Origin of the sequence: Limnobaculum xujianqingii (assembly GCF_013394855.1) — a bacterium.
Taxonomy (GTDB): Bacteria; Pseudomonadota; Gammaproteobacteria; order Enterobacterales; family Enterobacteriaceae; genus Limnobaculum; species Limnobaculum xujianqingii.
The window spans coordinates 2,782,570-2,794,283 of sequence record NZ_JABMLK010000001.1 but is presented as its reverse complement, the minus strand read 5'-3'; the positions used below and the strand labels follow the sequence as shown (position 1 = coordinate 2,794,283).

Genomic DNA, 11,714 nt, shown 5'->3' with positions numbered 1-11,714 from the left:
GTCCATGCGCTACTGCACACTGAACGATTTAGAACGGGCCGTTCCCCGGCAAACCCTCATCTGGTTATCCAATGATGACCCTGCGGCGGAAAGCTATGACCCGGTTGTTCTGGAGGATGCGATTAACTATGCAGAGGAGCTGGCAGACGGTTATTTAGTCTCCCGTTATCCACTGCCGTTATCTTCCGTTCCAACCATCGTTCGTGATGCAGTAGCGTACCTGGCACGTTATTGGTTGTATCAGCGCCGTCCTGAAGGGGCCATGCCTGAAGCGGTCAAAGATGGCAAAAAGGATGCTCTGGATACCCTCAGCCAAATCCAAAAAGGGGCTATTTCTCTTAATGTGAAAATGGCGGATACGGTTGCTGAAGCCAAAGAGCCCGGTGTGTTTAAGGTTTCTGCCTCTAAACGCTTTTGGGGAAGTAAGCTCCTGGAGAAATGGCGATGAGTATCACCCTTGACGTTCTTGATGCTGTTCTGATCCGCCTGAAGGACGCTCACGGAAAAGCGCTGGCCATCGAGTACTTTCCTGAGCAACCCGCCAGTTACCGGTTAAACCATGCCGTTGGCGCAGTGCTTATCAGCTATTCCAAAAGCAACTTCAACAATGTTGAGGCGTTAGACAGTACCTGGATGGCCAGAGATATGACCATTCCGTTAACGCTGATGTTTCGCCAGCTTCACGGTAAAAAAGGTGTAATTGCCTACCTTGACCACCTGCGTGAGACCTTGACCGGCTGGACGCCTCCCCATTGTGATACTGCCTTAAAGCCTGTCAGTGAAATCTTCCTGGCACAGAACGCCGGTATCTGGCAATACGCGCTGGATTTTAATACCCGGATTAACCAAATACAGGTTTCTGACGAAACTCCCCCTCACTTACGTTATGAGGATTACCCATGAAATTAATTCCCTATCTCTATCACGGGCCACAAAGCAGCGTAACGATACGTACCGTTGGCCAGAATCAGGAAGAGAAAGAACTGGAGGTTGTGCTCTATCCAGGTCGTGAAGTTTCCCTGCCTGAAAAGCATGACTATACCGAAGCGTTACTGGCTCAAAAGCTGTTAACGCCCCCGCTAACTATCGCAAAGACGGTTAAAGTCGATGCGAAAGCCAAGGAGCAAAAAGACGATGGCCGCTAACTTTTTACACGGCGCTGAAACCCTTGAGGTTGAGTACGGGCCACGGGCTATTCGGGCGGTAAAATCCGCCGTTATTGGATTAATCGGAACCGCGCCAACTGGCCCGATTAATGAACTAACGTTATGCCCGTCTGAAAATGCCGGTGCTCAATTTGGGCCGCGTCTAAGTGGTTTTTCTATCCCTAAAGCCCTTAAGGCCATTTACGATCATGGTGCCGGTACGGTTCTGGTGATTAACGTGCTTAACCCGGAAATCCATCAAACGGAAGCAACGGGTATTAACGTAACGTTTGGTATCAATAATCGGGCTATGTTACCCCATGCCGCCATTATCTCTGCCAAAGTGAAAACGGCAGAGACCACCTATGTTCAGGATACGGACTATACCCTTAACCTGGTTACCGGGGAGTTGGTTCGCCTGACTACCAGCGCTATTCCGGCAAAGGCAACGGTTACCGTGGAATATATCTATGCCGACCCGTCTAAGGTCACCCCGGCAGATATTATTGGGGCCATTGATGCTGCTGGCTACCGTTCGGGTATCAATGCGCTGGAAGATGCCTATAACCTTTATGGTTTCTTTGCCAAGCTGTTGATAGCTCCAGGCTTCAGCACGTTAAACAGCGTCAGTACCGAACTGATTTCTGCGGCCAATAAATACGGTGCCATGGCGCTGATAGACGCCCCTGTAGGAACAACACCGAGTCAGGCTATCAATGGTCGCGGCCCGATGGGTACCATTAACTTTGCCACCTCCAGCGAACGCGCCATTTTGTGTTATCCACACCTGAAGGTTTACGACTCTGCCACGGACAGTATCCAACTTGAGCCTATGTCTCAGCGTCTGGCCGGATTAATGGCGGCGAAAGACCTTGAGCGCGGTTACTGGTGGAGTCCGTCCAATACGGAGTTTAAAGGCATTGTGGGCTCTGAACGTTCGTTATCTGCGCGTATTGACGACCCTAACAGTGAAGTCAATCTGCTTAATGAAAACGGGATTGTAACGGTATTCAACAGCTTTGGTACCGGTTTACGTTCCTGGGGGAACCGTTCTGCCGCCTGGCCATCAGTAACGCATATGAAGAACTTCATTTCCGTTCGCCGGGTGAAAGACATTGTGGATGAGAGTATCCGCTATTCCTCCCTTCAGTTTGTCGATATGCCCATTACTCAGGCGGTCATTGATGCCATTGTGGAGTCGGTTAACCAGTTTCTGAGAAAGCTGATTGGTGATGGTGCGCTGTTAGGTGGTGAATGCTGGTATGACCCTGAGCGTAACCCTCAAACTGAATTAGAGCTGGGGCATGCTCTGTTCCAGTATAAATTAACGCCACCCCCACCGATGGAACGGATCACCTATGAATCCGAAATTACCGGTGAGTACCTGGCCACCCTGAAAGGAGGTAACTAATCATGGCAGGTCTTCAAGTACACAGAATCAATAATGCGGGTGTATACCTGGACGGGAACAGCTATCTGGCAAAAGCAGAAGAAGTTGACTTAGGCAGCCTTAAAACCGTGATGTCTGATTTTAACGGACTGGGATTAATCGGTGTTGTTGAACTGCCGGACGGTTTTGAAAAAATCGAAGGGAAGATTATCTGGAACTCGTTATACCAGGATGCGGTCTCTAAAATAGCCACACCCTTTACCTCCATTTCGCTGCAATGCCGTAGCAGTATTAACGTGCATACCAGCCAGGGGCGGATTGATGAGTTACCACTTGTTACACTGATGACGGTGACATTCAAAGAATATCAGCTCGGTAGTTACAAACCACGGGAATCCACAAAGTTTGAGACGCCGTTTAGCGCAACATCCATTCGGCAACTGGTGAACGGAAAAGAAACCGTGATGCTGGATGTTCTGTCAAATATCTACCGGGTGGACGGTAAAGACCAGATGGCAAAATACCGTTCCAACATCGGGCAATAATTAACGTCCTTTACATTCTGTTTTCATCATACCCGGTAACATGTGTTGCCGGGTATTTCTTTAACCTTCGCTAAAATCCCTTTCCACTCATCATCTAGAGAATGAAGGCTCACGAATTTTTTAAATCATCGGGAGCCCCAAAATGTCCAAGAACACCAATTTCCTTGTCAATACTGATATCCCTTTATTAGAACCTCTGACGCTGGGAACCGGCGAGACGCTCACTAAGCTAACCATGCGTGTCCCACGTCGAAAAGATATGAAAGAAGCCCAGCGATACAGTAAAGACCAGGTTGAATCTGAAACCTTTTTATTTTCGTTGCTCACCGGTTTAACGATGGAAGATATCGACCAACTCACACTGGCTGACAGTGCGGAGGTATCAAAAACCTTTCGCCGTCTATGTGGAGAACCTGCCGACCAGTCCTGAAAACTTACAGGCGGTTGATGAGTGGTTGGCACTGGAGTTCAAATTTTCACCCTCCGATATCGACAACCTGAGTTTTGTCGATGAGTACTGGCGCTGGTTTGAACTTGCACAGGAACGAAATAACCAGCGTATAGCAGCAACAAAGGGATAAAAGAGTGGGGCGTTATGAGTAATACAATCTCTGTTGGGTTACGACTGGGGGCTGTGCTGGATAACGCCTTTACTTCTGTTTTCGGCAACGCCAGCTCAACGGTCAGCCGTCTTGGTCGCACCACTGAACTCCTTTCACAACGGCAACAACGCCTGGGTCAGATAATGAGCCGGGCTTTATCGCATCCTACCCGAAATCTTCAACAGCTCCGTAACCACTATGAGCGCCTGGGTCAGTCGCTAGACCGCCTGAAAGCCAAACAAAACAGCCTTAACGCGGCCATGGCCAAACAAAAAGCCCTGGGAGACCAGCGTCAGGCGTTAGGCGGCGAAATGATGGGTACAACAGCCACCGCCTGGGCGAATGCCAGATTAGTCCGGGAGAGTGTGGGCCGCAGTGCTAACTTTCAGGACAGTTTACGTGATGCCCGGATTAAGGGCAGTCTCTCCGCTGAAGATGAGGCCCGAATTGGTCAAATCATCCGGGACACCATTAAACGTAAAGGCACAACGCAAGACCATATGGAGCTTTCTCTTGGTGTTGGCCAACTGGTTGAAGGGGCTGCGTCATTTCTGGCCTTGCGTGATATGGGGGTTGGCAGCGAAGAACAGATGCGCCAGGCATTGGATCAGCTTATCTGGTCAGGTCAACAAGGCGGCTATGGCATGGCCAATATGTTTAACGCCATTGGCCAGCTCGGTGACGAAATCAAAAAGAACAAGTTGGGTCTGGATTCGTTAGGGGATATTGCCGCCACTTTACAGATTGGCGATGGCATCATGGGCGCTGAAAACGCGATGTCTGGTCTTAAGGGCTGGCTGTCAGAGATGAATACCGACAAACGCGCCGCAGCCTTTTCCAGTGCCTATAAAACCATTGATCCTAATAAGGAGTTTGATTACCAGGCTTCCATGAAAAAAGCCGTGGCAGATGGTTACAGCGAATTTGAAGCCAGTATGCAGATTGCCAGTGGATTCCTTGAAAAGCGACTGGGAACTGCGGGTATGGCGGAGATGAACAAGTACAAAGGGAATATTGAGAAGCAAGCTGAGTTAATGGAGAAGTTTGGCCTGTCTGAAATCTTTAAGGACAGTAACCAAATCAATATGGTGCTGGGTTATCGCCAGAATAAAGACGAGTTTGACCGTATCCGTGAAGGAGGTAAATCCAGTGGGGAGTCTACTGACACCCTTCAGAAAACCGCCGATTTACGAATGGACTCACCCATTGAAAAATTTAAATCTCTGGGAAATACCCTTAAAGAACTCTCAATTACTGTCGGTGATGCGTTATTACCGCCGGTATTACAACTGGTCGATACCGTTCAGCCTATCCTCGGTAATATTACAGAATGGATTGCGGCCAACCCTAAACTGGTGGTGGGGTTAGTGGGTGCGGCCACAGCAATAGTGGGTTTGAAAGTGGCTACTCTGGGCGCGTCCTGGGGTATGAATTTCTTTATCAAATCCCCCATGGCCGCGCTCAATGTTGCCCTGAAAAACAGCAGCGCCAAACTGGAGCTATTCCGGGCTAAGATGTTGCTGGGCTCCGCTACTGGCAGCAAGTTTAGTACGGTTTTCCCTGGTATCGCTGCCTCTGTTACCACCCTGGGTAAAGTCTTCGCCAGCGTGGGCCGTATGATGTTTTTAAGCCCCATTGGATTGGTGATTGGTGGTATTGCTGTTGCTGCCTTACTTATCTATAAATACTGGCAACCTATCAAGGCGTTCTTCAGTGGTGTATTTGAAGGTATCGCGGAGGCCGTTGAGCCGATTAGTGCGGTGTTCAGTGAAGTGTTTGGCCCAGTTGGTGAGTTATTTCAACCCTTAGTGGGATGGATTTCACAAGCCTGGGATTGGGTCACTAAACTCCTTGAACCGGTAAACTCTACGGCTGAAGAACTTGAAGGTGCGAAAAATGCCGGTAAATCATTTGGCCGGGTTATCGGTCAGGCCATTAACATTCTTCTGATACCGCTGAAGACGACGTTAAAGCTCATTGGCTGGGTAACAGACGGTATTAAAAATGGGTTTGCCTGGTCACCGATGGAGACAATTAAAAACGCCTGGAGTGGTGTGACCGGATGGTTTGGTAGCACCTGGGACACTATCACCGGCTCTGTCAGTACCGGTATTCAAAACGCCTCAGACAATATTACCGCCTGGTCACCACTGTCTATTTTCAAGAACATCTTCAGCAGTGTATTGAACTGGTTTGGTGTGGAGTTACCCACCTCGTTTACGTCAATGGGCCAGGCCATTCTGGACGGCCTGATTAACGGGATTACCAGTAAGGCCACCGCTGTTAAAGAATCCATCATGAATGTGGGAAGCTCTGTCAGCGGCTGGTTTAAAGAGCAGTTAGGCATTAATTCCCCCAGTCGAGTGTTTATTGGTTTTGGTGAAAATATTTCTGAAGGTGCCGCTATTGGTATCAATAACCAATCCGGGCTTGTAGGTAAAGCGGCATTAGACCTGGCTTCAGCTACGGATATCAAACTGGCCAGCCCGTCAATAGTCCCGCCGAACCTGTTAAATAACCATGTCCCCAATATTCAGCCACCAGGTCAGGATGCCATCCGCGCCCAACAGTTTTCTAATCAGCCGTCAGGGATGGTTGTAACTTATGCCCCTCAAATTACAGTTAAAGGCGGTTCTGATGTGGCCGCTGAAGTAAATCGTGCATTAAGAATGAGCTTTAGCGAGTTTGAGCGCCTGATGAAAGAGTATGAACACCGGACCAACCGAAGCGCCTATAAGGGAATTGATAAATGAAACAGTGGGCTATTTTAGGTAATTTCTCGTTTGATATTGTAAGCAACCCCCATTCCTATGGTCAGCGTTCTGCGACATCCTGGGCTGAGCACTCGCTTATTCAGGGAAAACCCAAACTGGAATTTATGGGGGATGAACTGGATGAAATCACCCTGGAAGTTCTCTTTCATAACCACCTGGTAAAAACAGAAACCCAGTTACGTTTATTACGTGAAGCCAAAGCCCGGCATGAACCCATGGCACTGGTCATGGGGGATGGTGAATATAAAGGCCCCCACGTTATTACTAACCTGGATACCAACGTAAATACCACAACGGCGGGAGGCCGCACCCGTTCTGCTACCGTCACCTTGACCCTGAAAGAATACACCGGAGAGTTTACCCGGCCCTTATCCGGCGAGGGCTTACTGGATTCGTTGCTGACCTATGTTGATGCCAAAACAGGTACCAACTTAAAAAACATGGCTCAACAGGCGGTAGGTTATGCCAAAACAGCCATGAACGTGATTAATGCCGGTATTGATGCCTACCATGAAATCAAAGAAAACCCGCTTTCTGTGCTGGGTGCTGTCGCTGAGCTGTCTTCCATTGCCGGTCAGGCTATTGGCCCTCTGGAGCAATTGTCTTCGTTATCCGGGGTATTACTGGAAGGTCAGGAACTGATTGATGCCGGAGGTCAGGCACTGAATGAGGTTCGTCAGGCGGTGGATTATCTGAAAGACAATAGCCTGGGCTCAGTGATGGAAAGGGTTGATGCCGCCGCGGGTTGTATGGGAAATGCTTCTGAAGCTTTAAACAGTGCCAGCCATAACGCTCTGGTGTTAAGTGTGGGTGTGGCCACCAGGAGAATCTTATCATGAGCCAGCTATACCGGTTTCATATCACTAAAGACGGTGAACGTTGGGATCAGCTGGCCCATCGGTATTATGGTGATAGTTATCTTTACCCCCAGATTATTGCCGCTAATCCTCATGTGGCCATCACGGCCACGTTTGAAGCCGGGCTAACGATTGCCATTCCTTTACTGGACATTCAACCCACTTCAGCAGGAACACCGCCATGGAAGTAATTAAATCTCTTGTCCCAGTCTCTGATTATCGTTTGTTATATGAGAAAAACGATATCAGTAATGAGCTGGCTGACTATCTGTTATCCATTAGCTATACCGACTATCTCAGTGGCCAGTCTGATGAACTCGCCATTGAATTGGAAAATATTGATGGCCGTTGGTATGGCGAATGGTATCCGGGCCAGGGGGATGAGTTGACGTTCCAACTGGGCTGGCTGGGGGAAGAGCGCCGTCAGATAGGTGTTTTTGAGATTGTGGATATTAACTTTCAGTTTTCGCCCAGTACGGTGACCATTACCGCCCAGGCTGTTGGTATAAAAAACTCGGTGAGAACAAAAGCCGCCCATGCTTATGAAAACATGACGCTGGATAAGGTAGCCAAGCAAATTGCCGATCGTCAGGGACTCACTTTGGTGGGTGCGATTGAACCTATCGCACTGGATCGCTTAACTCAGCAAGAATCTGATATTGAGTTTTTGAAGAAGCTGGCAGATGAATACGACTATGCCTTTAAGATTGACGGGGATAAGTTGGTATTTCATGCCATCTCAGAATTATCCCTTCTAGCCAGTGTTGTCACCTTTAAATTAACGGATATCTCTGGTGGTCAGATCCGCGATCAGATTAAGCAGGTTCCTAAAGCCGTGGAGGTCAAATCTCACGACCCGGCCACCAAAAAAACCGTTATCTATGATGTCAAAAACGAAGGGATGACGGCTAAAGATTCCAGCGTCAGTAAATCGACAACCAGCCCGGATACGATTAAAACCACCAGTCGTTCATCATCGCCTGAAGTCGCTACGGCGAAAGCACAAGCTGAACTGGCCAAGGCAAACCGCGAAAGAACCACGGGGAATATTGATTTGATGGGTAATCCGTCCTATCTCAGCGGTAATACCATCACGCTGGAAGCCGGTGGCGAGTTAAACGGGGATTACTTAATTCATGCCAGCGAAGGGACAACACTGAATGGGAACCTGGCTGTTAACGGAAAGATAGAAGCCACCGGTGATGTTATTGCTAATGGTATTTCGCTGACAACACATCCTCATTCCGGTGTTAAACAGGGTAATGATGACAGCGGCCCACCCCAAAAATCTTTTTAACCTTCATTAAAATCAGTATTTCCCCAACTGGCTATCATGGCCAGTATGAAAACACTCAACACCATCACCTCCGCACACTGGCAACCAGAACTGGGTCATCCTGGTTCTGTTGTTGAGGGGTTATCCGATATTGGTCAGGCTATACAGGTGATTTTGCTTACCCCAAAAGGAAGCGATCCACACCGGCCTGATTTTGGCACAAACAACCATCATTATCTGGACTGGCCAACCAATATCATCACACCTTACCTGGTACGTGAATCCATTGAGGCCATTCAGCGCTGGGAAACCCGGATAACCGTTATCCAGGTCAATATTGATATTGAGGAATCCACGGTAGCCGTACGGGTTGTCTGGAAAGTGGCGGATGGTGTCCCAACAGAGAGCAAGGTGGAATATGAGCGAACTGGCACCACCTGAGTTTGTCAAAATTGACCCTCAGGCCATAGAGCAAGACCTGATAGCTCGATATGAATCCAAATCGGGCAAAAAGCTTTATCCCGCACAAATTGAGCACCTATTCATTAATGTGATTGCTTACGCTAAAGCTCGTGCTTTAGCCAAAGTACAGCATACCGGTGAGCAGATGCTCCCCCGCTTCAGTGAAGCGCCGATTATTGATTATCTGGCGGAGTTAGTCGGCGTTGTTCGACTATCGGCACAGCCTGCCCGTTGTACATTACGTTTCGAACTGGAGAACCCAGCACTAAAGGATATTTTCATTCCTATGTTTACGCGTGTAACGAATGATGATGGTTCTGTGGCCTTCAGTACTGACCTCGATATCACTATCAGTAAAGGTGCATTGTTTGCCGATGTTACCGCAACCTGTAGTGAAGCTGGCCAGACAGGTAATGGTTATTTACCCGGAAAGATTCATCGTTCAGAGCGTATTCTGAATACGGGATTATCCGTCAGTAATATCAGTACCACGGTGAATGGCGATGATGAAGAAAGTACGGAAGCCTTGCGTGAGCGGATGATTCTGGCTCCTGAGGGTTATACCAGCGCCGGAAGCTATGGGGCCTATAAGTTTCATGCACTCTCTGTACACCAGTCCATTATCGATATCATCATCCTTGGGCCTGATATTGATGAGCGTATTCCTGCTGGTCAGGTCTGGGTTTATCCATTAACCAAAGATGGTCTCCCTTCGGCTGAGCTATTACAACTTATTGAAACCCGTCTGAATGCCGAGAAAAAACGACCTATCAATGACAAGGTATTGGTCAAAGTACCGGAGATAGTGGAATTCAGTATTTCGGCAGAACTGACCTTATACCGCACGGTAGATGCTGATACCACTTTAGACTCGGCTAACAAAGTCATTTTTGCCTGGACTGAAGCCAGAAAACTTCGCTTAGGGCTGGATATCGTACCGACTCAAATCAGTAAAACGCTATCTGTACCTGGTGTCTATGACCTGACATTAAACACTCCGGGTAAGCGAGTCGTGGAGCCTTATGAATGGGCGGTTTGTACCGGTATTGATGTGACGCTGGCGGGAGTTAGCGATGAGTAATCCTTATTTAGCGCCACCATTAGCCGGTGATGAACGTTTTTCAACGCTGTGTGAACTGGTTGAAGAAGTTTTTGATGAACTGGAGGTGGAAACTGTCCTGGTTTACCTCATTGACCTTGTTAAATCGTCGGTTTTCCCCTTTTTGGCAGAGCAATTCAGCCTATTGGGTGATGGCTGGGAGTTGGCCGAATCGGATGGTGCCAAACGTGAACTCATTAAGGGCGCTATTGAACTTCACCGCTATAAAGGTACGCCATGGGCCGTTCGTGAGGTTATTCGGCGGTTTGGGTTCGGCGAAGTTGAGATTATTGAAAATATCTATGACTGGTCTCTGGATGGTTCTGTTTCATTGGGTGGCTCTCATATTCTTGGTGATGGTTCAACCTGGGCGAGATATCGCATCATTTTAAAAGAGGCCATTACTAACGATCAGGCTGACAATTTGCGTAAAGCTATCCGGGCATTTGCCCCGGCCCGTAGCTACCTTGAAAGTTTAGATTACCAGGAGGCGGCATTTCGCCTTGATGGTACTAAATACCTTAATGGTCAATATAACTTAGGGAGTATTTCACATGGCTAATTTGCCAGAAAATGAAGTATGGGAAGACGTTTATCAATGGGAAACTTCTGACCGTGCATTAGGCGGCCCAGGTGGTGTAATGAATAAACCATTACTTAATCTGGTCAACAGAACCGCTTTTTTAAAGAAATCGCTGGATGGTAAAGCGTCAACAACGCCAGCAAGCCTGAACAATGCCGGTATTGTTAAATTAAGCAACGCTATTAATAGCGATTCAAACGCCGATGCTGCTACTGCGAGTGCGGTAAAGAAAGCTTATGATTTGGCTGCCAGTAAATTAGGGAGCATTCCCTTTGCAACTGCAAATGAAATACTCGATGGAGAAAGCACTGAGACAGTTGTTAGTCCTGAGACGTTACAAGGCAAAGGCCACTTTTATAGCAATGTAGAACTGCTAACAACCAGTAAGTTAACAGCGGCCCATTTTGGTGCTCGTTTTTGGGTAGACCATAGCTCCCCATCAGCTTTCACATTACCCGATATAAGTAACATTGTTGGTTGTGGTCATACAATAACTATCTGGAATGTGAAAAGCTCTGCGATCACTATCTCCGTTGGAGATTCAGCCGACAATATATCAATCCCAATGTCCACGGTTAAAACCTTCAAATTAATGCCAACTGAGAGTGTGACACTGATTGTTGAGCAAAGTCACTCGTGGCACGCCACTGGCGATGGAATGTTGAAATATTCGTTGTTGTTTAGATCTAGTGTTACGGAGAACGGTTGGGGGTACCAACCAAGCGGTTTAATTGAACAATGGGGGGCTTGCAACGTCAGTGGAAATGGTAGCGTTGATGGTGGTTATCTAAATAACTTTTCTATTCCATTTCCGAACAAATGCATAAATATACAACTAACTCATAGTGGCTTTAGTCCGGGTTCAGTGGGGGTTTTTTCCGCTTTAGTTTTAAGCAATAACTCACAATTTAGAGCTTACAGCAGCGCGGGGAATGTATACCCGGCGGGAACCGCGTATTATCGAGCGATAGGATACTAAAT

The 11,714-nt window shown here is 47.9% G+C and carries 15 protein-coding genes; all 15 read left to right on the top strand.

Translation table 11 applies throughout. The annotated features are described in order from the left end of the window. The first annotated feature begins 4 nt into the window (after window positions 1-4). The 15 genes from GOL65_RS12875 (at window position 5) to GOL65_RS12805 (ending at window position 11,712) form a co-directional block, all read left to right on the top strand. Window positions 5-448 (top strand): gp436 family protein, encoded by a 444-nt coding sequence (locus tag GOL65_RS12875; RefSeq protein WP_140919126.1) that lies wholly within the window; start codon window positions 5-7, stop codon window positions 446-448. After that, window positions 445-903 carry a Gp37 family protein gene (locus GOL65_RS12870; protein WP_218652031.1) on the top strand — a complete coding sequence of 153 codons (459 nt, stop codon included), beginning with the start codon at window positions 445-447 and terminating at the stop codon, window positions 901-903. The genes GOL65_RS12875 and GOL65_RS12870 overlap by 4 nt, the downstream gene beginning before the upstream one ends. After that, the gene (locus GOL65_RS12865) at window positions 900-1,145 is read left to right on the top strand and encodes a hypothetical protein (RefSeq protein ID WP_179038341.1); all 246 of its coding nucleotides are present in this window, start codon (window positions 900-902) and stop codon (window positions 1,143-1,145) included. Before GOL65_RS12870 ends, GOL65_RS12865 begins: the two co-directional genes overlap by 4 nt. Next, on the top strand, window positions 1,135-2,556 hold the full coding sequence (locus tag GOL65_RS12860; RefSeq protein WP_140919123.1) for a phage tail sheath subtilisin-like domain-containing protein: 1,422 nt from the start codon (window positions 1,135-1,137) through the stop codon (window positions 2,554-2,556). The genes GOL65_RS12865 and GOL65_RS12860 overlap by 11 nt, the downstream gene beginning before the upstream one ends. A 2-nt stretch (window positions 2,557-2,558) precedes the next feature. Next, window positions 2,559-3,080, top strand: coding sequence for a phage major tail tube protein (locus GOL65_RS12855; RefSeq protein WP_140919122.1), 522 nt, complete (start codon window positions 2,559-2,561; stop codon window positions 3,078-3,080). Between the two features lie 142 nt (window positions 3,081-3,222). Continuing rightward, complete coding sequence (locus GOL65_RS12850; RefSeq protein WP_140919121.1) at window positions 3,223-3,510, top strand: phage tail assembly protein; 288 nt, start codon at window positions 3,223-3,225, stop codon at window positions 3,508-3,510. Beyond that, window positions 3,485-3,661 (top strand): hypothetical protein, encoded by a 177-nt coding sequence (locus GOL65_RS12845; RefSeq protein ID WP_179038085.1) that lies wholly within the window; start codon window positions 3,485-3,487, stop codon window positions 3,659-3,661. The genes GOL65_RS12850 and GOL65_RS12845 overlap by 26 nt, the downstream gene beginning before the upstream one ends. Window positions 3,662-3,675: 14 nt before the next feature. Beyond that, window positions 3,676-6,435, top strand: a complete 2,760-nt coding sequence (locus tag GOL65_RS12840; protein WP_140919120.1) for a phage tail tape measure protein — start codon at window positions 3,676-3,678, stop codon at window positions 6,433-6,435. After that, entirely contained in the window at window positions 6,432-7,295 is an 864-nt protein-coding gene (locus GOL65_RS12835; protein ID WP_140919119.1) for a phage tail protein, read from the top strand. The genes GOL65_RS12840 and GOL65_RS12835 overlap by 4 nt, the downstream gene beginning before the upstream one ends. Further along, window positions 7,292-7,504 carry a tail protein X gene (locus GOL65_RS12830; protein WP_140919118.1) on the top strand — a complete coding sequence of 71 codons (213 nt, stop codon included), beginning with the start codon at window positions 7,292-7,294 and terminating at the stop codon, window positions 7,502-7,504. Before GOL65_RS12835 ends, GOL65_RS12830 begins: the two co-directional genes overlap by 4 nt. Next, window positions 7,495-8,610, top strand: coding sequence for a late control protein D (locus tag GOL65_RS12825; protein WP_140919117.1), 1,116 nt, complete (start codon window positions 7,495-7,497; stop codon window positions 8,608-8,610). The genes GOL65_RS12830 and GOL65_RS12825 overlap by 10 nt, the downstream gene beginning before the upstream one ends. Window positions 8,611-8,655: 45 nt before the next feature. Continuing rightward, window positions 8,656-9,030, top strand: coding sequence for a GPW/gp25 family protein (locus tag GOL65_RS12820; RefSeq protein ID WP_140919116.1), 375 nt, complete (start codon window positions 8,656-8,658; stop codon window positions 9,028-9,030). Beyond that, the gene (locus GOL65_RS12815; protein ID WP_140919115.1) at window positions 9,008-10,132 is read left to right on the top strand and encodes a baseplate assembly protein; all 1,125 of its coding nucleotides are present in this window, start codon (window positions 9,008-9,010) and stop codon (window positions 10,130-10,132) included. The genes GOL65_RS12820 and GOL65_RS12815 overlap by 23 nt, the downstream gene beginning before the upstream one ends. Continuing rightward, entirely contained in the window at window positions 10,125-10,712 is a 588-nt protein-coding gene (locus tag GOL65_RS12810; RefSeq protein ID WP_140919114.1) for a phage tail protein I, read from the top strand. Before GOL65_RS12815 ends, GOL65_RS12810 begins: the two co-directional genes overlap by 8 nt. Next, on the top strand, window positions 10,705-11,712 hold the full coding sequence (locus GOL65_RS12805; RefSeq protein WP_140919113.1) for a phage tail protein: 1,008 nt from the start codon (window positions 10,705-10,707) through the stop codon (window positions 11,710-11,712). Before GOL65_RS12810 ends, GOL65_RS12805 begins: the two co-directional genes overlap by 8 nt. The last annotated feature ends 2 nt before the right edge of the window (window positions 11,713-11,714 follow it).

Bases quoted from the DNA above. Each gene is read 5' to 3' on its own strand.
- GOL65_RS12875 (WP_140919126.1), top strand. From the start codon at position 5: ATGCGCTACTGCACACTGAACGATTTAGAACGGGCCGTTCCCCGGCAA.
- GOL65_RS12870 (WP_218652031.1), top strand. From the start codon at position 445: ATGAGTATCACCCTTGACGTTCTTGATGCTGTTCTGATCCGCCTGAAG.
- GOL65_RS12865 (WP_179038341.1), top strand. From the start codon at position 900: ATGAAATTAATTCCCTATCTCTATCACGGGCCACAAAGCAGCGTAACG.
- GOL65_RS12860 (WP_140919123.1), top strand. From the start codon at position 1,135: ATGGCCGCTAACTTTTTACACGGCGCTGAAACCCTTGAGGTTGAGTAC.
- GOL65_RS12855 (WP_140919122.1), top strand. From the start codon at position 2,559: ATGGCAGGTCTTCAAGTACACAGAATCAATAATGCGGGTGTATACCTG.
- GOL65_RS12850 (WP_140919121.1), top strand. From the start codon at position 3,223: ATGTCCAAGAACACCAATTTCCTTGTCAATACTGATATCCCTTTATTA.
- GOL65_RS12840 (WP_140919120.1), top strand. From the start codon at position 3,676: ATGAGTAATACAATCTCTGTTGGGTTACGACTGGGGGCTGTGCTGGAT.
- GOL65_RS12835 (WP_140919119.1), top strand. From the start codon at position 6,432: ATGAAACAGTGGGCTATTTTAGGTAATTTCTCGTTTGATATTGTAAGC.
- GOL65_RS12830 (WP_140919118.1), top strand. From the start codon at position 7,292: ATGAGCCAGCTATACCGGTTTCATATCACTAAAGACGGTGAACGTTGG.
- GOL65_RS12825 (WP_140919117.1), top strand. From the start codon at position 7,495: ATGGAAGTAATTAAATCTCTTGTCCCAGTCTCTGATTATCGTTTGTTA.
- GOL65_RS12820 (WP_140919116.1), top strand. From the start codon at position 8,656: ATGAAAACACTCAACACCATCACCTCCGCACACTGGCAACCAGAACTG.
- GOL65_RS12815 (WP_140919115.1), top strand. From the start codon at position 9,008: ATGAGCGAACTGGCACCACCTGAGTTTGTCAAAATTGACCCTCAGGCC.
- GOL65_RS12810 (WP_140919114.1), top strand. From the start codon at position 10,125: ATGAGTAATCCTTATTTAGCGCCACCATTAGCCGGTGATGAACGTTTT.
- GOL65_RS12805 (WP_140919113.1), top strand. From the start codon at position 10,705: ATGGCTAATTTGCCAGAAAATGAAGTATGGGAAGACGTTTATCAATGG.